This is a genomic window from Streptomyces sp. NPDC058326 (genome assembly GCF_042879855.1).
In the GTDB taxonomy this organism is placed as follows: Bacteria; Actinomycetota; Actinomycetes; order Streptomycetales; family Streptomycetaceae; genus Streptomyces.
This window is the reverse complement of the sequence record NZ_JBHVZO010000003.1, coordinates 219643-239600: the sequence shown is the minus strand read 5'-3', so window position 1 is coordinate 239600 and position 19958 is coordinate 219643. Positions and strand designations below refer to the sequence as shown.

The 19958-nt window shown below is 72.8% G+C and carries 17 protein-coding genes; 10 read left to right on the top strand and 7 right to left on the bottom strand.

The window, feature by feature from the left end; all coding sequences use genetic code 11:
- Positions 1-10 precede the first annotated feature (10 nt).
- Together ACFVYX_RS06675 and pdhA are read right to left on the bottom strand one after the other, a co-directional pair.
- Positions 11-991 carry an alpha-ketoacid dehydrogenase subunit beta gene (locus tag ACFVYX_RS06675; protein WP_389680244.1) on the bottom strand — a complete coding sequence of 327 codons (981 nt, stop codon included), beginning with the start codon at positions 989-991 and terminating at the stop codon, positions 11-13.
- A 2-nt stretch (positions 992-993) separates the two neighbouring features.
- Positions 994-2187: a pyruvate dehydrogenase (acetyl-transferring) E1 component subunit alpha gene (gene pdhA / locus ACFVYX_RS06670; RefSeq protein ID WP_389680242.1), complete on the bottom strand. Its 1194-nt coding sequence runs from the start codon at positions 2185-2187 to the stop codon at positions 994-996.
- Between the two features lie 343 nt (positions 2188-2530).
- Here pdhA and ACFVYX_RS06665 point away from each other — a divergent pair, with 343 nt between their 5' ends.
- From ACFVYX_RS06665 to ACFVYX_RS06655, 3 genes are all read left to right on the top strand, one after another.
- Positions 2531-3190, top strand: a complete 660-nt coding sequence (locus tag ACFVYX_RS06665) for a response regulator (RefSeq protein ID WP_389680241.1) — start codon at positions 2531-2533, stop codon at positions 3188-3190.
- A gap of 192 nt (positions 3191-3382) precedes the next feature.
- Positions 3383-3835: a pyridoxamine 5'-phosphate oxidase family protein gene (locus ACFVYX_RS06660; RefSeq protein WP_389680240.1), complete on the top strand. Its 453-nt coding sequence runs from the start codon at positions 3383-3385 to the stop codon at positions 3833-3835.
- A 342-nt stretch (positions 3836-4177) separates the two neighbouring features.
- Positions 4178-5245 (top strand): phosphotransferase, encoded by a 1068-nt coding sequence (locus tag ACFVYX_RS06655; protein ID WP_389680591.1) that lies wholly within the window; start codon positions 4178-4180, stop codon positions 5243-5245.
- Positions 5246-5346: 101 nt separating this feature from the next.
- Here ACFVYX_RS06655 and ACFVYX_RS06650 read toward each other — a convergent pair whose 3' ends face one another.
- Positions 5347-6984 carry a protein kinase gene (locus ACFVYX_RS06650; RefSeq protein ID WP_389680239.1) on the bottom strand — a complete coding sequence of 546 codons (1638 nt, stop codon included), beginning with the start codon at positions 6982-6984 and terminating at the stop codon, positions 5347-5349.
- 275 nt (positions 6985-7259) lie between these two features.
- Here ACFVYX_RS06650 and ACFVYX_RS06645 point away from each other — a divergent pair, with 275 nt between their 5' ends.
- The 7 genes from ACFVYX_RS06645 to ACFVYX_RS06615 all read left to right on the top strand — a co-directional run bounded on the left by ACFVYX_RS06645 (position 7260) and on the right by ACFVYX_RS06615 (position 14932).
- On the top strand, positions 7260-8912 hold the full coding sequence (locus ACFVYX_RS06645; protein ID WP_389680238.1) for a protein kinase: 1653 nt from the start codon (positions 7260-7262) through the stop codon (positions 8910-8912).
- A 191-nt stretch (positions 8913-9103) separates the two neighbouring features.
- A complete protein-coding gene (locus ACFVYX_RS06640) occupies positions 9104-9478 on the top strand; it encodes a hypothetical protein (protein WP_389680237.1) in 375 nt (124 codons plus the stop codon).
- Between the two features lie 142 nt (positions 9479-9620).
- Positions 9621-9788, top strand: a complete 168-nt coding sequence (locus ACFVYX_RS06635) for a hypothetical protein (RefSeq protein ID WP_389680236.1) — start codon at positions 9621-9623, stop codon at positions 9786-9788.
- Between the two features lie 94 nt (positions 9789-9882).
- Positions 9883-10590: a PadR family transcriptional regulator gene (locus tag ACFVYX_RS06630; RefSeq protein WP_389680234.1), complete on the top strand. Its 708-nt coding sequence runs from the start codon at positions 9883-9885 to the stop codon at positions 10588-10590.
- Positions 10591-10690: 100 nt separating this feature from the next.
- On the top strand, positions 10691-11425 hold the full coding sequence (locus ACFVYX_RS06625) for an ABC transporter ATP-binding protein (RefSeq protein ID WP_389680233.1): 735 nt from the start codon (positions 10691-10693) through the stop codon (positions 11423-11425).
- The gene (locus tag ACFVYX_RS06620; protein WP_389680232.1) at positions 11422-14286 is read left to right on the top strand and encodes an FtsX-like permease family protein; all 2865 of its coding nucleotides are present in this window, start codon (positions 11422-11424) and stop codon (positions 14284-14286) included. The genes ACFVYX_RS06625 and ACFVYX_RS06620 overlap by 4 nt, the downstream gene beginning before the upstream one ends.
- A 97-nt stretch (positions 14287-14383) precedes the next feature.
- Complete coding sequence (locus tag ACFVYX_RS06615) at positions 14384-14932, top strand: bacterial proteasome activator family protein (RefSeq protein WP_389680231.1); 549 nt, start codon at positions 14384-14386, stop codon at positions 14930-14932.
- A 243-nt stretch (positions 14933-15175) separates the two neighbouring features.
- Here ACFVYX_RS06615 and ACFVYX_RS06610 read toward each other — a convergent pair whose 3' ends face one another.
- From ACFVYX_RS06610 to ACFVYX_RS06595, 4 genes are read right to left on the bottom strand one after another with little or no spacing between them, the layout of a single operon-like run.
- Entirely contained in the window at positions 15176-16162 is a 987-nt protein-coding gene (locus ACFVYX_RS06610; RefSeq protein ID WP_389680230.1) for an NAD(P)H-quinone oxidoreductase, read from the bottom strand.
- Positions 16163-16210: 48 nt separating this feature from the next.
- Positions 16211-17272, bottom strand: coding sequence for a potassium channel family protein (locus tag ACFVYX_RS06605; protein WP_389680590.1), 1062 nt, complete (start codon positions 17270-17272; stop codon positions 16211-16213).
- Between the two features lie 20 nt (positions 17273-17292).
- Positions 17293-18714 (bottom strand): molybdopterin molybdotransferase MoeA, encoded by a 1422-nt coding sequence (locus tag ACFVYX_RS06600; RefSeq protein WP_389680229.1) that lies wholly within the window; start codon positions 18712-18714, stop codon positions 17293-17295.
- Positions 18711-19565, bottom strand: coding sequence for an NTP transferase domain-containing protein (locus ACFVYX_RS06595; protein WP_389680228.1), 855 nt, complete (start codon positions 19563-19565; stop codon positions 18711-18713). Before ACFVYX_RS06595 ends, ACFVYX_RS06600 begins: the two co-directional genes overlap by 4 nt.
- Positions 19566-19958: the final 393 nt, after the last annotated feature.

Below are 19958 nucleotides of genomic sequence, written 5' to 3'. Positions count from 1 at the left end.
GGTGCTCTCCTCAGTACGCCAGCGAGCGGTCGACGGCGTCGAGCACGCGATCGAGACCCGGGAGGTACTCCTCCTCCAGGCGCGCCGGCGGGTACGGCGCGTGGTAGCCGCCGACCCGCAGGACGGGAGCCTCCAGGTGGTAGAAGCACCGCTCGGTGATCCGGGCGGCGATCTCCGCGCCGGAGCCGAAGAAGACGGGCGCCTCGTGGACCACGACCAGGCGGCGGGTCTTCTCGACCGAGGCCTGGATGGTGTCGAAGTCGAGCGGGGAGATCGAGCGCAGGTCCACGACCTCGATCGACTTGCCCTCCCCGGCAGCGGCGGCGGCCACCTCCAGACAGGTCTTCACCATCGGGCCGTAGGCGGCGAGGGTGAGATCCGTGCCCTCACGGGCGACGCGGGCCTTGTGCAGCTCGCCGGGGAAGGCCTCCGTGTCGACCTCTCCCTTGTCCCAGTAACGGCGCTTGGGCTCGAAGAAGATGACCGGGTCGTCGCTCTGGATCGCCTGCTGCAGCATCCAGTAGGCGTCGGAGGGGGTCGCGGGGGTGACGACCTTGAGGCCCGCGACGTGCGCGAAGAGCGACTCGGGGGACTCGGAGTGGTGCTCGACGGCACCGATGCCGCCGCCGTACGGGATGCGGATGACGACCGGCATCTTCACCGTGCCGAGCGACCGGGCCCGCATCTTCGCCAGCTGGGTGACGATCTGGTCGTACGCCGGGAAGACGAAGCCGTCGAACTGGATCTCGACGACCGGCCGGTAGCCGCGCAGGGCGAGGCCGATCGCGGTGCCGACGATGCCGGACTCGGCGAGCGGGGTGTCGACGACCCGGTCCTCGCCGAAGTCCTTCTGCAGGCCGTCGGTGATCCGGAAGACACCGCCGAGCTTGCCGACGTCCAGGCCCATGATGACGACCTTGGGGTCGGTCTCCAGGGCCTTGCGCAGCGACTCGTTGAGCGCCTTCGCGAGAGGAAGATTCTGAACAGCCATGATTACTCGTCCTCTCCGCCCTCGAAGGACGCCTGGAAGGCGGCGAACTGCGCGCGCTCCTCGTCGACGAGCGCGTGCCCGTCCGCGTACGTGTGGTCGAAGATCGCCATGTGCTCCGGGACGGGCATGGCGCGGACGACCTCACGGACGTGCTTGCCGAGCTCCTCGCTCTCGGTCTCCAGCTCCTCGAAGAAGGCCGCGTCGGCGTGGCCCTCGTTCTCCAGGTACGCCCTGAGCCGCAGGATCGGGTCCTTGGCCTCCCACTCCTCGCGCTCCGCGTCCCGGCGGTAGCGGGTCGGGTCGTCGGAGGTGGTGTGGGCGGCCATGCGGTAGGTGAAGGCCTCGATGAGCGTCGGGCCCTCGCCGCGGCGGGCGCGCTCGAGCGCCGACCGGGTCACGGCCAGGCACGCCAGGACGTCGTTGCCGTCGACGCGGACGCCGGGGAAACCGAAGCCGCGGGCGCGCTGGTAGAGCGGGACGCGTGTCTGCTTCTCGATGGGCTCGGAGATGGCCCACTGGTTGTTCTGGCAGAAGAACACGACGGGGGCGTTGTAGACCGCGGAGAAGACGAACGACTCGTTGACGTCTCCCTGGCTGGAGGCGCCGTCACCGAAGTACGCGAGCACGGCGGAATCCGCGCCGTCCTTGGTGATGCCCATGGCATAACCCGTGGCGTGCAGGGTCTGCGAACCGAGAACGATCGTGTACAGGTGGAAATTGTTGCTGTTGGGATCCCAGCCGCCGTTGTTCACACCGCGGAACATTCCCAGCAGATTCGTCGGGTGGACGCCGCGGACCCACGCGACACCGTGTTCGCGATAGGTGGGAAAGACGTAGTCGTCGTCCCGCAGGGCGCGGCCGGAACCGATCTGGGCCGCCTCCTGGCCGAGCAGCGACGCCCACAGGCCCAGCTCGCCCTGGCGCTGCAGCGAGGTGGCCTCGGCGTCGAAGCGACGGGTGAGGACCATGTCGCGGTAGAGACCGCGCAGCTCTTCGGCGCTCAGGTCGATGTCGTAGTCGGGGTGCTGGACGCGCTCTCCCTCGGGCGTCAGCAGCTGGACGAGCTCGGGCTCCGTGGCTTCCGCCCCGGCGCGCGCGCTGGTCTTCTTGGTGGTGCTCGTGCTCGCGCTTGCGGTGCGCTTGGTGCCGCTGCTGCGTCGCGTCGTCTTGCGCGCGGCAGTGCTCTCCACGGTCACGTGCGTGCTCCTCCGTCGGTCCGGCCCCCGGGTTCGCCGGGCAAGGCCAGTGCGGCTCTCCGCCTTATCCGTACCCTTCGCACGGGGTGGGTGCGACGCGGCCGGGGTCGGGCGTGACAGGTGCCCCGGCGAGCGCCCTGCCATAGGCACGTTACCCACAGCGTGGCATTCCCGCGAAACCCCACTTGACCTGCGATTTTGCTTGGATTTCCAAGTAAATCGAGAAAAGCGGGAACAGCGGCTGGTCAGCGCGTCGGCAACGGCCGTGAGGGCCGCCGGAACAACCGGCACGTTATCCCGCGCACCCCGGGCACGGGAAGAGCCAATATGTGAGACTGACCGGGTGCGCGAAGAAGGAAAAATCCGGGTATTTCTGCTGGACGACCACGAAGTGGTCCGGCGCGGCGTCCACGAGCTGCTCTCCGTGGAGGACGACATCGAGGTGGTCGGAGAGGCCGGGACGGCGGCGGACGCGCTGGTCAGGATCCCCGCGACCCGCCCCGACGTCGCGGTGCTCGACGTCCGGCTGCCCGACGGCAGCGGGGTCGAGGTGTGCCGCGAGATCCGTTCGCAGGACGACGGCATCAAGTGCCTGATGCTCACCTCGTACGCGGACGACGAGGCGCTCTTCGACGCGATCATGGCCGGGGCCTCGGGTTACGTCCTCAAGGCCATCCGGGGCAACGAACTCCTGAACGCGGTACGGGACGTGGCGGCCGGCAAGTCGCTGCTCGACCCGGTGGCGACGGCCCGCGTCCTGGAGCGGCTGCGCGACGGCAACAACCCGAAGCGTGACGACAAGCTCGCCAACCTGACGGAGCAGGAGCGCAAGATCCTGGACCTGATCGGCGAGGGCCTGACCAACCGGGTCATCGGCGAGCGGCTCCACCTCGCGGAGAAGACCATCAAGAACTACGTCTCCAGCCTGCTGTCGAAGCTGGGCATGGAGCGGCGCTCGCAGGCGGCCGCGTATGTGGCACGGCTGCAGGCGGAGCGCCACTGACGGACCTCGGGGCCCTGGGGCGGGCAGTGGGCCTGTGCGGGCGCCCAGGCAGGCCCGCGGCTCCGTCCGCCGCCCGTGCGTCACCCGTACGGCCCAGAGAGGGGCGGGTGGCCGGGTTCGGGACCTACGTCCCGTGAAAGCGGGGCGGGGGCCCCTTTTCCGACACGGTGGCGGTGGCGGAGAGTGAAGACCATGTCCACCGACGAGATCCGCGCCATCGAGCTGCTCCGCCGCGTGTCGTACGGCCGGGTGGCGACGAGCATGCGGGCGATGCCGTTCGTCGCCCCCGCCCGGCACATCGTCGTGGACGGCCGTGTCCTGCTCCGGATGCACCAGGGGCTCGGCTACCACCGCGCCTGCAACGGCTCTGTCGTCGCCTACGGCGCGGACAACCTCAACTCCGGCGCCGAGAACCTCTGGTCCGTGCAGTTCACCGGCACCGCCGAGATCGTCGAACCGACCGAGGAGGAACTCGCCGCCTTCGGGCCCGAGCCTGAGGTGGTGGACGGCGAGGCCTTCGCGCCGGTCCACCTGCGGATCGAACCGCAGTTCGTCACGGTGCACGCGCTCGACTACGCGAGCGAGACTCCGGTGACCGGCGCCTCCAGCCGCTCCGTGCGGCGACACCTCCACCACGTAGCGTGATCTAACATCTGGCGGGTGCCGCGCTCATCTGAAACGCTCACCCTGTCGGCTGCTCCGCTCGCCCCACCGGCCGAGACCGACGCCCACTCCGCGAGCACCCGGCCCTCCGACGCCGCCGCCCCAGCCGGACGCGGCAGCGCTTCCCGGGCCTCTTCATCCATCCCGCGCGACGCTGACTCCCGGGCCGCTTCACCCTTCCGGCGCGTCGCCGCCTCCCCGACCGCTTCACCCTTTCCCCGCGATGCCGCCTCTCGGGCCTCATCGCCCTTCCCGCGCGTCGTCGCCTCCCCGACCGCTCCGCCCATCCCGCGCGGTAGCGCCTCCCGGGCCGTTTCGCCCGACCTGCGCGGGAGCACCGCTCCCGGCCCGCGCGGCGCCGCTCCCGCCGCTCCCGCCCCGCCCGTCGGCGCCCTGCTGCGCCGTCATCGGCACGCCGGTGAGCCCCTGTCCTGCGTGCCCGTTGCCGAAGGGCTGCTCAACCGGGGCTTCCGGCTCTCCACCACCCGCGGCACCTACTTCCTGAAGCAGCACCTGGACGCCCCCACCGCCGACCGCGCCACCATCGCCCGCCAGCACCGCGCCACCCAGCGGCTGCACGCCCTCGGCCTGCCCGTCGCCCCTCCGCTGCCCGACGCCACCGGCCGCACGGTCGCCGTCATCGGCGGCCACTGCTACGCCCTGCACCCCTGGATCGACGGCCGCCACCGCGACGGCGCACAGCTCTCCGCCGGCTGCTCCCGGCGCCTCGGCACGCTCCTCGGGCAGGTCCACACGGCCCTGGACCGGGTCATGGAGCCTTCGGGGCCCCAGGGACCGCCCGGGGCCCCCGACGACAGCGTCTGCGCGAGCGCCGACCTCCAGGACACCTTCCGGGCCATCGACGAACTGATCCGTCTCGCCCGCGCGCACCGCCCGCGCGACAGCTTCGACGCGCTCGCCGAGCACCGGCTCAGGGAGCGGCGCCGGCTCCTCGCCCAGCACGCCCACCACCGGCCGCCGCCCGCCGCCGCAGCCGGCTGGGTGCACGGCGACTTCCACCCGCTGAACCTGCTCTACCGGGGTGCGGAGCCCGCCGCGATCGTCGACTGGGACCGGCTCGGGGTCCGCCCCAGGGCCGAGGAGGCGGTCAGGGCCGCCGCCATCTTCTTCGTACGGCCCGGGGGTGAGCTGGCCCTGGACAAGGTGCGGGCGTACGCGCGCGCGTACCGACGGGCGACGGGCGCCGACCGCGCCGAGCTGGCTGCGGCGGCACACCGGGTGTGGTGGGAGCGGCTGAACGACTTCTGGACGCTGCGCTGGCGCTACCAGCTGCACGACCGAAGGGCCGACCCGCAGTTTCCCGCGGTGTCGGCCCTGGCGGTCTGGTGGACCCGGGAGTACGCGTCGGTACGCGACGCGTTCACCGGCTGACCCGGCCGGCGCCGCCGCCCGGAGGCGTCGAAGCCGGTGGCGTCCGCACGGGAAGCGTCCTCACCCGGCCGCCGGCCGCCGGCGCCCTCGTCGGAAGCGCGTCAGCCGGTCACCGGGTCGGCGTCCACCGGCGGTGTCGTGCCCGGGTTGCCGTTGCCACCGGTCGGCTCGCCGCCGCCCGTCGTCTCGCCACCGGTCGGCTCGCCGCCACCGGTCGTCTCACCGTCCGTCGGCTCGTCCGTGGGCGTCGGCGAGTCCGTGGGACCGGTCGGCGGCGTGGTCGTCGGCTCGGTCGGCTCCTGGGACGACGGCGTGGTCGAGGGCGCCGTCGGCTCGTACGTCGTCGTCGGCGGCCACGGGTTCTGCGTCTGACCGCCGCCCGTCGTACCCGGGTCCTGCGTCGGATCCTGGGTGGTCTCCTGCGAAGGAGTGGGCTCCTCGGAGACCGTCGGCGGGGAACTGGTGACGGTCGGCGTGATGACGCCCGTCTCCCCGCCCTCCTTGCCCGTCTTGTCGAGGGCGAAGACGACACCGGCGACGACCGCGATCACCGCGAGCGCCGCGAACAGCCACACCTTGCCGCGGCCGCCCCTGCCGCCGCCCTGCCGGCCGTAGCCACCGTCCGGGCCGTAGCCGCCGGTGCCGACCGTGCCGGCGTCGTAGCCGCCGTACCCGCCGTCGTCGGGGTTCACCGGCGGAAGGATCGGGCGCTGCGCGGTCTCGCCGTGCACCGGGTGGCCCAGGGCGGTCGTCGCGGCCATGCCGCCGACCGGCGTGTGCCCGCCCTCGTGCATCTCGACCGGGCCGGTGTTCCAGGTGCCGGTGTGACCGCCCTGCTGCTGGAGCATCTGGAGGCCGTACTGGATGAGGCCGCGCATCTCCTCGGCGCTCTGGAACCGGTCGTCCGGGTCCTTCGCGAGCGAGCGCATCACCAGGCCGTCGAGCTCCGGCGGCGCGCCCTGCGCCACGTCGGACGGCGGGATCGGCGCGTCCTGGACGTGCTGGTACACGACGGACAGCGGGGTCTCGCCGGTGAAGGGGGGCCGCAGCGCGAGGAGTTCGTAGAGGAGGCAGCCCGTCGCGTACAGGTCGGAGCGGTGGTCGACGGCCTTGCCGAGCGCCTGCTCGGGGGAGAGGTACTGCGGGGTGCCCATGACCATGCCGGTCTGGGTCATCGTCGACTGCGCGCCGTGCAGGGCGCGGGCGATGCCGAAGTCCATGACCTTGACGGCGCCGCCGTGGGTGATGATCACGTTCGCCGGCTTGATGTCGCGGTGCACGATGCCGTGCTGGTGCGAGTAGGCCAGCGCCTCCAGGACTCCGGAGACGATGATCAGGGCCTGCTCGGGCCCGGGGGCCTCGGCGCTGAGCAGCAGTTCGCGGATGGTGCGGCCCTCGACCAGCTCCATCACGATGTACGGCACGGGCCGGCCGGCCACGAGGTCCTCGCCGGAGTCGTACACGGCGACGATGGCGTGGTGGTTGAGCCCGGCGACGGACTGCGCCTCACGGGTGAAGCGGGCCTTCGAGACGGGGTCCTCGGCGAGGTCGGCGCGCAGCAGCTTCACGGCGACCGTGCGGCCGAGCCGCACGTCCTCGGCGGCGAAGACCTCCGCCATGCCGCCGCGGCCGAGACGATGGGTCAGCCGGTAGCGGCCGTCGCCGACGACGCCGCCGACGCCCCATGACTCCGCTGACGCGTCCGGCACACCGCCACCTGATCCGGATTCGGGTGCCATCAGTCCTCGCCGTCGTCTGTCGTGCCGTGTCCAGTCGTCACGCTACAGGCTCCGTACGACACCACGGTCCGAGATGGACCGGCCATCCAACCCCCTGCATGTACACCTGTGCAAATTCGACGCTTTCCGCCGCGGCTTTGGAAACGGTTCCCGTACGGGGGCCTGTGCGGAGGGTCACGGAACGGGCACCCGGCTTGACGTGTCACTGCCCTCGGGCAGACTTGGCCAGTAAATTCCGGATCAACGCCGCCACGCGCGCGTAGGGGGAAGCACAGATGAGCCAGGACGGCGCACAGGGCCGCTATGCGGGCGGTTCGGTCGCGGGCGGCCGGTACCAGCTGCGCGACCTTCTCGGCGAGGGCGGCATGGCGTCGGTGTACCTGGCCTACGACAGCGCCCTCGACCGGCAGGTCGCGATCAAGACGCTGCACACAGAGCTCGGCCGGGAGCAGTCGTTCCGCGAGCGCTTCCGGCGCGAGGCGCAGGCGGTCGCGAAGCTGTCGCACACCAATATCGTCTCGGTCTTCGACACGGGCGAGGACACGCTCGACGGCGCGGTCATGCCGTACATCGTCATGGAGTACGTGGAGGGCCAGCCGCTCGGCTCGGTCCTCGCGTCGGACGTCCAGCAGTACGGGGCGATGCCGGCCGACAAGGCGCTGAAGGTCACGGCCGACGTGCTGGCCGCGCTCGAGGTCAGCCACGAGATGGGCCTGGTCCACCGCGACATCAAGCCGGGCAACGTGATGACGACCAAGCGCGGCGTGGTCAAGGTCATGGACTTCGGCATCGCGCGGGCCATGCAGTCCGGGGTCACGTCGATGACGCAGACCGGCATGGTCGTCGGCACCCCGCAGTACCTCTCCCCCGAGCAGGCCCTCGGTCGTGCGGTGGACGCCCGGTCCGACCTCTATTCGGTCGGCATCATGCTCTTCCAGCTGCTGACGGGCCGCCTCCCCTTCGACGCCGACTCCGCGCTGGCCATCGCGTACGCGCACGTGCAGGAGGAGCCGGTCGCGCCGTCGACCGTCAACCGGGCGGTGACGCCGGCGATGGACGCGCTCGTCGCCCGCGCGCTGCGAAAGAACCCGAACGAGCGGTTCCCGAGCGCGGCGGCGATGCGTGACGAGTGCCTGCGGGTGCTCTCGGCCGGTCAGACCGGCGCCCCGGTGATCGTCCAGGGCGGTCCGGTCAGCAGCGGCGCGGGCGTCGGCTCGGCGGTCTTCCCGCCCGTCGGCCAGACCCCGCCGCCGACTCCGCAGCCCGGCCCGCACGGGGTGCAGCAGCCCTATCAGGCGGGACCGTACGGTCCGGCGACCCCCGCCCCCGCCCCGTCGTACGGCTATCCGCAGCAGGCGCCGACGCCCGCGCCGGCGTATCAGACCCAGGCCCCCGCGCCGTCGCCGTACCAGCAGGCCCCCACCCCGGCGCCGTACGCCCCCGCGCACACGCCCGCCCCGGCGCGCGGCGGGTCCCGGCGGAACACGCCGATGCTCGTGGGCGCGGTCGTCGTCGCCCTGCTCGCGATCGGCGGCGTGCTCGTGGCGTTCAGCCAGAAGGACGACGACCCGCAGGCGGGCGGCACCGGCGGTGCGAGCACGGGCACGGAGCAGAGCCAGACCGCGGCCCCCGGTCACAAGGGGCCGGACCTGACCAAGACCATCGACCCGAAGAAGTGCTCCCAGCCGACCGAGTCGAGCGACGACCCGGAGAAGTTCGAGGTCCCGAACTTCACGTACAAGAACCTCCAGTCGGTGAAGGCCTGTGTCCAGGCGGCCGGATGGAAGATCATGACGCAGCGCCCCGTGGACGAGGCGACCTACGGGCAGGGCACGGTCCTGGAGCAGTACCCGCCGGCCGGCGAGGACATCACCGCCAAGGACGCCGAGTTCACCCTGACCGTCTCGACGGGCAACCCGCCGCAGTAGTCCCGACGCCCCCTCCGGCTCTCCGCTACGCCTACCGACCCCGTCCCGGATGCCGGAATCATCCCGTCATGTGACGCTGAGTCGACCATCTCGGCGGCTCGTACGGGAGGGGGTCACCCGGTGACTCCAGCACTCCGCAGGGCACGGGCGCGGGCTCTCGGCCCCGCGCTCACCTGCGCGTTCGCCTGCGCGTGCACCTTGTACGCCGCTCCCCCCGGGCACGGACAGGGCGCGGCGTACGGGGTGGAGGCGCCCGGCGCGCCCGCGGGCGCCACGACCCCGCCGCCCGCGACCGGCACCACCCCGGCGCCCTCGTCCTCGCCCGCGACCCCTTCGCCCTCCTCCTCGTCCCCTTCTTCCGGCACGCCGTCCGGGGCCGTCGGGTCGTCCCGCCCGCCGTCCGCGTCCGCCTCTCCGGTGCGCCCCGTCGGCTCCGGTACGCCACCGCCCCCGGCGCCCGCGCCGACCGGCACCGGGTCTCCCGCGCCCTCCGCGCCGAGCGCCGCGCCCAGCGACGCCCCCGCCCCCAGCGGCTCCGCCTCGCTCGCGGGCCGGCCCGCCGGTGAGGGGCGGGCCCGGCCCGGACGGCCCGTCCCGCCCAGCGCGACGACGACCGCGCCCGACGACTCTCGTACCGAAACGGCAACAGAGCCGCGTTCCCCCGAGGCCGAAGAGGAGGCCGAAGCGGTACGCGAGGAGGATCCGGTCGTGACGGAGGTGGCGCCGGCCAGCCGGCCGGCCGCCGCGCCGCGTACCGCGGCCGAAGGTGCTTCCGCCCTCGTCGACCAGCGGATTCCCGTGATGACCCTGGGCGTGGGGCTGGCCCTGATGGGGCTCGGCATCGGCTTTCTCGGGGTGCGGATGCGCCGCCGCTGAGCGGTCCGACGGCCCGGGTCCCCCTTGAGGCGGACCTGCCGCTTCCGTCTCAGGACGGTTGTCCGTCTCGGCATACCCGGTATACATACTGAGTATGTCGATCCGCCACGGGCTTCTCGCCCTCCTCGAACGCGGCCCTCGGTACGGCTCCCAGCTCCGTACCGAGTTCGAGTCCCGCACCGGCTCCACCTGGCCGCTCAACGTCGGCCAGGTCTACACGACCCTCAACCGGCTGGAGCGCGACGGCATGGTCGCCCAGGACGGCGAGGACTCGGCCGGGCACGCTCTCTACGCGATCACGGACAGCGGCCGCGAAGAGCTCAGGACCTGGTTCGAAAAGCCGGTGGACCGCACCAGCCCCGCCCGTGACGAACTGGCCATCAAGCTCGCCATGGCGGTGGGCGCCCCCGGCGTCGACATCCGCGACGTCATCCAGTCCCAGCGCCGCCACACCGTGAAGGCGATGCAGGACTACACCCGTCTCAAGGCCCAGGCCCTCGTCGCCGTCGAGAGCGGCACCGCCCACGAACGGGACGACGTGGCCTGGCTGCTCGTCCTCGAACAGCTGATCTTCCAGACCGAGGCCGAGGCGCGCTGGCTGGACCACTGCGAGTCCCGGCTCATCCGGCTGTCGGCGAAGACCACGACGGCCGGGCCCGCTTCGGACGAGGCGCCCGCCGCGACGCCCGGACCCGCACCCAGGTCCGCGCCGGCATCCGCACCCACGTCCGCGGCGGCGTCCGCTCCCGCTCCCGCTCAGCGGGGTGCCGAGGCCGCCCCGCCCGTGGCCGGGGCGCGCTGACTCCGGGCGCGCGCCCCACCCCGTACCACTGACGCACGACCTTCCACCGCTCGTTCCCGTACCCGGCCGACCGCCGGGTGCGTCCAAGGGGGGACCCCTCATGTCCGCACCGCAGCCCGTGCTGCAACTCCAGAACCTGACCCGCGTCCATGGCGCGGGTGCCACCGAGGTGCACGCCCTGCGCGGCATCGACCTCGCCGTGTACCCGGGTGAACTCGTCGCCGTGATGGGCCCGTCCGGCTCCGGCAAGTCCACGCTGCTGACCATCGCGGGCGGCCTCGACACCCCCACCTCGGGCCGGGTGATCGTGGAGGACACCGACATCACCTCCGCGAGCCCCAAGGCACTCGCGGCACTGCGCCGTCGCAGCGTCGGCTACGTCTTCCAGGACTACAACCTCATCCCGGCGCTCACCGCCGCCGAGAACGTGGCCCTGCCCCGCGAGCTGGACGGGACCTCCGCCCGCAAGGCGCGCGTCGAAGCCCTCAAGGCACTGGAGGAGATGGGGCTCGGCCACCTCGCCGACCGCTTCCCCGACGAGATGTCAGGCGGCCAGCAGCAGCGGGTCGCCATCGCCCGCGCCCTGGTCGGCGACCGCCGGCTCGTCCTCGCCGACGAGCCGACCGGCGCCCTCGACTCCGAGACCGGCGAGTCCGTGCTCGCTCTCCTCCGCGCCCGCTGCGACGCGGGGGCCGCCGGTGTCCTCGTCACCCACGAGCCGCGGTTCGCCGCCTGGGCCGACCGTGTCGTCTTCCTGCGCGACGGCGCCATAGTCGACCAGACCGTGCGCAGCGAGGCCGATTCCCTGCTGTCGGGCCAGGTGGCTGAGGCGTGAAGACCTGGTTCCACTCCTGGCGGGCCGCGATCCGCATCGCCCGTCGTGACGCCTGGCGTTCCAAGGGCCGCAGCGCCCTCGTGCTGGCCATGATCGCCCTGCCGATCCTGGGCGTCAGCGCCCTCGACCTGACCTTCCGCAGCTCCGAGCTGTCGCCGGCCGAGCAGGCGGACCGCTCGATGGGCGCCGCCGACGCCCGGTTCAGGGACCCCGGCTACGGCGGGGTGCCGATCTTCCAGGACCCGACCGGCGAGTTCAACACGCCGGCCAAGGACTACGGGGACGCGATGTGGCCGAGCGGGCCCACCGACGTCACCAAGATCGTTCCAGCGGGTTCCACGGTCCTCACGGACAGCATCGGCTCCGCCAAGGTGACGACGGTGCACGGTCTCCTCATGACCGAGGTCCGTGAGCTCAAGGCGGCCGACCCGATCGCCGGCGGCATCATGACGCTCCTCGAAGGACGTTTCCCGCAGCGGAACGACGAGGTCATGGCGACCTCTCACTTCCTGGAGACCAGTGGTCTGACGGTCGGTTCAAATCTTTCCGCCCGCAACTTCGACCGTCCGTACCGGATCGTCGGCTCCTACGAACTGCCCGACTCGCTCAAGACCGACCAGGTCAACGCGCTGCCCGGGGCCTTCCTCGCTCCGCACGCGAAGGCCGTCGAGAAGGCCGGTCTGACCGCCTCCGAGGCCTCCACCACGTATCTGGTGCGCAAGCCCGGTGGTTTCACGTGGAACATGGTCAAGGAGTTCAACGCCAAGGGCGCGATCGTCGTCTCGCGTTCCGTGCTCCTCGACCCGCCTGCCGAATCCGAGATCCCGCTCTTCCAGAAGGAAGGCTGGGGCGACTTCAACAGCAGCCCGGCGGCGAACGCCGCCGAACTCGCCGCCGTCGGCACCGTCGTCGGCCTGGCGATGCTGGAGATCTGTCTGCTCGCCGGACCGGCCTTCGCGGTCGGAGCCCGCCGCTCCCGCCGCCAGCTCGGTCTCGTCGGGGCCAACGGCGGCGCCCGCAGCCACATCCGGGCCATCGTGCTGAGCGGCGGCCTCGTCATCGGTATCGCCGCGGCCGTCACCGGCACGGTCCTCGCCCTGGTCCTCACCCTGGCACTGCAGCCGGTCCTCGAAGAGACCATGGGCCAGCGGTTCGGCGCCTTCGACGTCCGGCCGCTCGAAATCCTCGGCATCGCGATGCTCGCCGTGCTCACCGGTCTGCTCGCCGCGATCGTGCCGGCCGTCACCGCCTCCCGGCAGACCGTTCTCGCCTCGCTCACCGGCCGCCGCGGAGTCCGCCGCAGCAGCCGGGTGCTGCCCCTCATCGGCCTCGCGGCCGTCCTGGTCGGCGGCGCCATCGCGCTCTTCGGCTCCATGGTCAGTGAGCAGTTCATCATCGTGGCGGGCGGCTCGGCCATCGCCGAGCTGGGTGTCGTCGCCATGACCCCGGCCCTGGTCGGCCTGTTCGGGCGGGCAGGGCGCTGGCTGCCGCTGTCGCCGCGGCTCGCGCTGCGGGACGCCGTGCGCAACCGGGGCCGTACGGCACCCGCCGTCGCCGCCGTCCTCGCGGCCGTCGCGGGCAGCGTCGCCGTCGCCACGTTCATGGCCAGCAGCGAGGCCCAGAACAAGGCCGAGTACCAGGCCCAGCTGCCTCACGGGGCCGTCTCCGCCGTCGTCCTTGAGGAGGGCGGCCGGGACGTCCCCGCGGTCCGCGAGGCGGTCCAGCGGTTCCTGCCCGTCGACGTCCGTGCCGATGTCGCGCGCGTCTCGGTCGGCAAGCCGAGCTGCCCACTGTGGGGCGGCGGCGAGGGCTGCGGCCGCTACGAGGTCGTCATTCCCCCCGCGAACGAATGCCCCATGTACGTGGCGGTTCCCGGCGGCGGAGACCCCTCGGAGCGGTTCACGCCCGAGCAGCGGCGGAAGATGCTCGCCGAGGACTGGCGCTGCTCGCAGTCGTCGAGCGGCCATGGCGTCTACACCGACGGCGGTCTGCTGGTCGGCGACGCCAAGCTCCTCACGATCTTCGGCATCAAGGACGCGGGAGCCGTGAAGGCCCTCGCCGAGGGGAAGATCGTCACGTTCAGCCGTAACCAGGTCGACAAGAACGGCACCATCGGGATCCGCCAGGTCACCGACATCGCCGCGGCCGACAAGGCCGCCGAGGCAGGCCGCCCCGCGCCCGGCAAGGTCAGCTCCATCCCCGCCTACCACGTGCCCGGCAGCCCGAAGTCCTACGGCCTTGAGGCCCTGATGACCCCGGCCACCGCCAAGGCCGCCGGCCTGTCCACCGTGCCGCTGGGCGTGTACGTCTCCACCGACCACCTGCCGGAGAGCGAGCAGCGGCAGAAGCTCGACAGCGAGCTCACCAAACTCGGCAGCAACGTCGACCTGCACGTGGAGGAAGGTTTCGTCAACAACAACAGCATCATCCTGCTCGCACTTTCCATCTTCGCGGGCCTCGTCACCATCGGCGCCGCCGGTATCGCCACCGGCCTCGCCCAGGCCGACGCCGAGGCCGACCTGAAGACGCTCGCCGCCGTGGGCGCTCCGCCCCGCGTCCGCCGCACACTCAGCGGCTTCCAGTGCGGAGTCGTCGCCGCGATGGGCGTGATCCTCGGCTCGGCGGCGGGACTGCTGCCCGCGATGGGCCTCCGGCTCACCGAGGAACGCCAGATGATCCGCTTCCACGAGGAGGCCGTCGCCCAGGGCTGGAGCACCGCCTCGGATCTGCCGTACGTCCCGATCGTCATCCCCTGGGAGACCCTCGCGGGCCTGCTCGTCGCCGTACCCCTGGGTGCCGCGCTGCTCGCCGCCCTGGTGACCCGCTCGCGCGGCGCGCTGGCCCGGCGCGAGGCGACCTGACGGTCTTCGTTGCCGACCTGTGCCCCCGCACGAGGGTGGATCACCCTCGTGCGGGGGCACACCCCGTGGTGACGTGTGTGTACGAGAGAATGGCGGCATGGAGATGCCGAGGAATGACAGGTCGCAGGAGAGCCCCCAGGTCCTCATCGTGGGACAGGACGGGATGGCGCTCAGCGGCGCTCAGGGCGACGACGAACCCCGCGAGGTCCCGGTGACGGAAATGGTCGAGCAGCCTGCGAAGGTCATGCGGATCGGCAGCATGATCAAGCAGCTCCTGGAGGAAGTACGCGCGGCACCTCTCGACGAGGCCAGCCGGGTCAGGCTCAAGGACATCCACGCCAGCTCGGTGAAGGAGCTGGAGGACGGGCTCGCCCCCGAGCTGGTCGAGGAACTGGAGCGTCTCTCCCTGCCGTTCACGGACGAGGCGATCCCTTCCGAGGCGGAGCTGCGCATCGCGCAGGCCCAGCTCGTGGGCTGGCTCGAGGGGCTGTTCCACGGCATCCAGACCGCGCTGTTCGCCCAGCAGATGGCAGCCCGCGCACAGCTGGAGCAGATGCGCAGGGCGCTGCCGCCGGGTGCGTCCCACGACGATGACGACGACGACCGCGGCCCCGGCCACCCGGTCCGCTCGGGGCCGTACCTGTAGGCCTCGGGGAAGACAGGAAGGGCCCGGCACACGGTGTGCCGGGCCCCTTTTTCGTGCGTTCGTCAGGCGCATTCTTCGTGCGCTCGTCAGGCGTGGGCGCGTGAGGTGTGCGCCTTCGCGGAGGCGCTGCGTCAGCCGTGGGGCGTGAGCGCTTTCGCGGAGGCGCCGCGTCAGCCCTGGGGCGTGAGCGCTTCGCGTAGGTCGCGTCGGCCCTGGGGTGCGAGCGCTTTCGCGTAGGTCGCGTCAGCCCTGGGGTGCGAGCAGCAGGACCTTGCCGACGTGGCTGCCGGATTCCAGCGCGCGGTGGCCCTCGGCGGCGTCCTTCAGCGGCACCGTACGGTCGACGACCGGCCGGATCGTGCCCGCGCCGAACAGCGGCCAGACGTGCTCGCGTACGGCGGCGATGATCGCCGCCTTCTCCTCCGCCGGGCGGGAGCGCAGCGTGGTCGCCATGACGGCGGCGCGCTTCGCGAGCAGCGCCCGGAGGTTCAGCTCGGCCTTCACCCCGCCCTGGAGGCCGATGACGACAAGCCGGCCGTTCATGGCCAGCGCGTTCACGTTCCGCTCCAGGTACTTGGCGCCGACGATGTCCAGGACGACGTCCGCGCCCGCCCCGTCGGTCGCCTTGTGAAGTTCCTCGACGAAGTCCTGCTCGCGGTAGTCGATGAGGATGTCGGCGCCCAGTTCGGCGCAGCGCGCCAGCTTCTCGGGGCCTCCGGCGGTGACCGCGACCCGTGCCCCGACCGCCTTCGCCAGCTGGATGGCCATCGTGCCGATGCCGCTCGCCCCGCCGTGCACGAGCAGCGTCTCGCCCGGCCGCAGGTGCGCGATCATGAAGACGTTGGACCAGACCGTGCAGGCGACCTCGGGAAGCGCGGCGGCCGTGACCAGGTCAACGCCCTCCGGCACGGGGAGCAGTTGGCCGGTCGGGACGACGACCTTCTCCGCGTATCCCCCGCCGGTCAGCAGCGCACACACCTCGTCGCCGACGGACCAGCCGGACACCCCCGGGCCGAGTGCGGCGACCCGGCCCGAACACTCAAGACCCGGGTACGGAGAGGTGCCCGGCGGCGGGTCGTAGAAGCCCTGGCGCTGGAGCAGATCGGCGCGGTTGACCGCGCTCGCCACCACCTCGACGAGCACCTCGCCCTCGCCGGGCACGGGATCGGGCACCTCCGCCCAGACAAGGGCCTCGGGACCACCGGGTTCCGGAATCGTGATCGCATACATGGCGGCGAGGCTACTCCCGCCGCCGCCCCGGGGCGGGGTGCTCCCCGCTCAGTCCTCCCGCGGCGTGGTGAGCGGAGTGATCGGCGCGGCGCGCACGATGGTGATCACCCGGTCGGTGAGCTGGAGCGGGTTGGCCGCGGGGTCGTCGTAACCGATCAGCCGGTGGCCGCGGAGCACGCTCACCACCAGGTCGCCGGTCTCCCGCGGGCTCTTGCCGACCTCGCTCTTGGTCACGGGACGCTCCACCAGATCAAGGCCGGAGCCCTGCTGGATCAGGTCCTCCATGACCGTGCCGGCGCTGGGGCTGAGCACGGAGAGGCCGAGCAGGCGCCCGGCGGCGCTGGCGCTGGTGATGACGGCGTCCGCACCGGACTGACGCAGCAGCGGCGCGTTCTCCTCCTCCCGTACGGCGGCGACGATCTTCGCGCCCCGGTTGAGCTGACGGGCCGTGAGGGTGACCAGGACGGCCGTGTCGTCGCGCTGGGTGGCGATGACGATCTGCCGGGCCCGCTGCACCTCGGCGCGGAGCAGCACGTCGCTGCGGGTCGCGTCGCCGATGACGCCGACGAACCCGTCCGCGTTCGCCGTCTCGATCACCTTGCTGGACGGGTCGACGATGACGATCTGTTCCTTGCTCAGACCGGTGGAGCAGAGGGTCTGGATGGCAGATCGCCCCTTGGTACCGAAGCCGACGATGACGGTGTGGTCGCGCAAGGTGGACCTCCAGCGATTCAGCCGGAACTCCTCGCGGGTCCGCTCCGTGAGGACCTCGAGGGTAGTGCCGACCAGGATGATCAGAAACAGCACGCGCAGGGGCGTGACCAGCAGGATGTTGGCGAGCCGGGCCGTGTCGCTGTACGGGACGATGTCGCCGTATCCCGTGGTGGAGAGCGTCACGGTCGCGTAGTAGGCGCAGTCGAGGAAGTCGAGCGTCTCGTCGGCGTTGTCGTGGTAGCCCTCGCGGTCGACGTAGACGATGAGGACGGTCAGGACCAGCACGCCGAGCGCCATGAGCAGTCGCTTGCCGACCTGGCGAAGCGGCCGCTCGACCTCACGGCGGGGCAGTGTGACCCGGGGGCCGGAGAGTTTCTCGTCCGCGTGGCGGGCCATCACGTCACGACTGGGAAGTTTCACGTGAAACACGCTCCTTGGGCCGGTACGGCCCCCGCTTCGGTCGGCCAGGGAAGGTCGAGGACGTCCAGCTCCTGGCCGGGCCGCGCGCCACCGGGCGGCACGACGACCAGACCGTCCGCGGCGGCGATGCCCCGGAGCATGGCCGGGCCGTTGTAGCGCAGGGGTACGGCTCGCCCGCCCCGACGGACGACCGGGACGAGCCGCGTGTCGTGCGGATGCCCGTGGATCTCGTCCTGGACGGGGACGCGGGTGAGGGGCGGCGCTTCGGCTCCGGTGAGTGCCGTGAGGTCCCTGTGGTCCATGAGGGCCGCGAGAAGGGGCTCGGCGAGGGTGAGGAGGCCGGAGACGGCCGCGAGCGGGTTGCCGGGGAGTCCGACCAGATGCCGGACGGGACGGCCCGGGGCGGGCTCGGCGTCGAGGCGGGCGAGCAGCATCGGGTGACCCGGCCGGACCTTCACCCCGTCGACCAGGAGGGTCGCTCCGGCCTTGTCGAGCACCCTGTGGACGTGGTCCACCGGCCCGGCGGCGGTCCCCCCGGTGGTGACGACGAGGCCGGCGGCGGAGCCGGTGACGGCGGTGTACAGCTCGTCGGCGTCGTCGCCGATCCGGCGGGTGGCGAGGACATCGGCGCCGAGCGCCGTCAGCCAGGGGCCGAGCATCGGGCCGAGAGCGTCACGGATGAGCCCTTCGTGGGGGAGGCCCGCCGTGAGCAGCTCGTCGCCGAGAACCAGGATCTCCACGAGGGGGCGCGCGGGGACGGGCAGCTCGTCGTATCCGGCGGCGGCCGCGAGGCCCAGCACGGCGGGGGTCACGGTGGTGCCCGCCGGCAGCAGCTCGTCGCCCGAGCGGCACTCCTGGCCCCGGGGCCGGATGTCCTGCCCCGGCACCACCTCGCGCAGGGCGTGCAGCAGGGTGGCCCCGGCGGCGGCGTCCGCTCCCGCCCGCTCGGCGGCGGAAACCCCGGCACGGGTCCGCTCGGTACGCGGCTGCTCGATCTGGGACCGCTCGGTACGGGAGTGTTCGGTACGGAGGACGGCGGTGGTCCCGGAGGGGACACGGGCGCCGGTGGCGATCCGTACGGCCTCCCCCGGGGCGGACACGGCCGCAGGCGTCTGCCCGGCGAGCACGGCGCCGTCCTCGCGTACGGTCCAGGGCCCGGGACCCGAGACCGCCCAGCCGTCCATGGCGGAGGTGTCGAAGGGCGGCAGGTCGGTCAGGGCCAGGAGCGGCTCGGCCAGGACCTGGCCGAGCGCCTGGCCGAGCGGCACTCCGAGGGGAGCCCGGCCGGCCCGTGCGGCGACCCCGGCGCGGACGGCGGCGGCTCGTGCCTCGGGCCATGCGGTGGCCCGGTGCGGCTGCCCGGCGTGCGCTTCGGTGGCGGCGCGCGGCGGCACCGGGGCGGGCTCCTTCAGATTCATCCGGCCTCGTCCTGCTCGGCGGCCCAGCGCTGGGCCAGCGCGGCGGCCTTGCGGGCGGCCTCGGCGACCGCCTCCGGGCCGCCCTCGGCGCCCGCGCGCGCCGCCGCGTATCCGACCAGGAAGGTGGTCAGGGGCGCGGCGGGGCGGGCCACTCCATGGGCGGCGTCACGTGCCAGGTCGAGCAGTACGCCGGTGTCGACGTCCAGCTCGATACCCAGTTCGTCCTTGACTGCGGTGATCCATTCATCCAGCACGGTCCCATGCTCCCTGATGCGGGCCCGGGCCGTGGCGATGTCCTCCCAGGTGTCGCAGTCGAAGGAGGCGAGGGGGCCCGCGGTGACCCGGACGGGGCGGAGCACCTGCGTGAGGTGGCGCAACGGCAGGTGGGCGAGACCCCGGTGGTCCTGCGCGAGTCGGCGCAGCTCGCGCCGTAGCGCTCCGGTCCGGTACGCGGCGACGAGCGGCTGGTCCCTTCCCCCGGCGTCGACGAGGAGGGCGACCTCCGCCTCCGGGTCCTCGTCGAGGGCCGCCACGAGGTGTCGGACGGTGTCCCGGTCCAGGAAGGGCAGATCGGCGGAGAGGACGAGGAGGACCGCGGCCTCCGTCTCCCGGACCCCGGCGTCGAGGGCGGCCACCGGCCCCCCGCCGGGCGGCTCCTCCCGGGTCCAGCGGACGGGACGGACCGTCGGGCGCGGATCGCCGACGACGACGGTCAGGCCGGCATCGGGGCAGGCGGCGAGGACCCGGTCGAGAAGGGGCCTTCCCCCGACTCGTACCGCGGGCTTGTCGGAACCGCCGAGGCGCCGGGCGGCGCCCCCGGCGAGTACGACAGCGTCATGGGCGGTGGTCACCCCAGCAGTATGGAGCGCGGAGGGCGACGGGCACTCGCCCGGTCCCCCCGGAGAGCTCGACCGGTCCTCCCGGAGGGACGGAACGGGCCGGAGCGACGGGCCCTCCCCGGGGGCTGACCAAGGGGCCCGGAGCGCCTGAGGACTGGCCAAGGGGCCCGAGGAGGCGGCCGAGCCCGCCCGACGGCGGCCCCCCCGGGCGCCCGCCCGGGACCACCCTCGTCCCCCCGCCGGGGCCGCCGGGACCCGCCAGAACCGCCGGGAGACGCCATAGCCGCCGGGGGCCGCCCGAGCCGTTCTCGGCAGGGCCGACCCCCACACCCACGCCCACGCCCTCCCGCGTCGGGGGGGGGGCGCCCCGGCGGGGGGGGCCCGCCCGCGCCGCGGGGGGGGTGC

Bases quoted from the DNA above. Each gene is read 5' to 3' on its own strand.
- ACFVYX_RS06675 (WP_389680244.1), bottom strand. From the start codon at position 991: ATGGCTGTTCAGAATCTTCCTCTCGCGAAGGCGCTCAACGAGTCGCTG.
- ACFVYX_RS06615 (WP_389680231.1), top strand. From the start codon at position 14,384: ATGGAGATGCCGAGGAATGACAGGTCGCAGGAGAGCCCCCAGGTCCTC.
- ACFVYX_RS06630 (WP_389680234.1), top strand. From the start codon at position 9,883: ATGTCGATCCGCCACGGGCTTCTCGCCCTCCTCGAACGCGGCCCTCGG.
- ACFVYX_RS06605 (WP_389680590.1), bottom strand. From the start codon at position 17,272: ATGGCCCGCCACGCGGACGAGAAACTCTCCGGCCCCCGGGTCACACTG.
- ACFVYX_RS06645 (WP_389680238.1), top strand. From the start codon at position 7,260: ATGAGCCAGGACGGCGCACAGGGCCGCTATGCGGGCGGTTCGGTCGCG.
- ACFVYX_RS06610 (WP_389680230.1), bottom strand. From the start codon at position 16,162: ATGTATGCGATCACGATTCCGGAACCCGGTGGTCCCGAGGCCCTTGTC.
- ACFVYX_RS06650 (WP_389680239.1), bottom strand. From the start codon at position 6,984: ATGGCACCCGAATCCGGATCAGGTGGCGGTGTGCCGGACGCGTCAGCG.
- ACFVYX_RS06625 (WP_389680233.1), top strand. From the start codon at position 10,691: ATGTCCGCACCGCAGCCCGTGCTGCAACTCCAGAACCTGACCCGCGTC.
- ACFVYX_RS06660 (WP_389680240.1), top strand. From the start codon at position 3,383: ATGTCCACCGACGAGATCCGCGCCATCGAGCTGCTCCGCCGCGTGTCG.
- ACFVYX_RS06600 (WP_389680229.1), bottom strand. From the start codon at position 18,714: ATGAATCTGAAGGAGCCCGCCCCGGTGCCGCCGCGCGCCGCCACCGAA.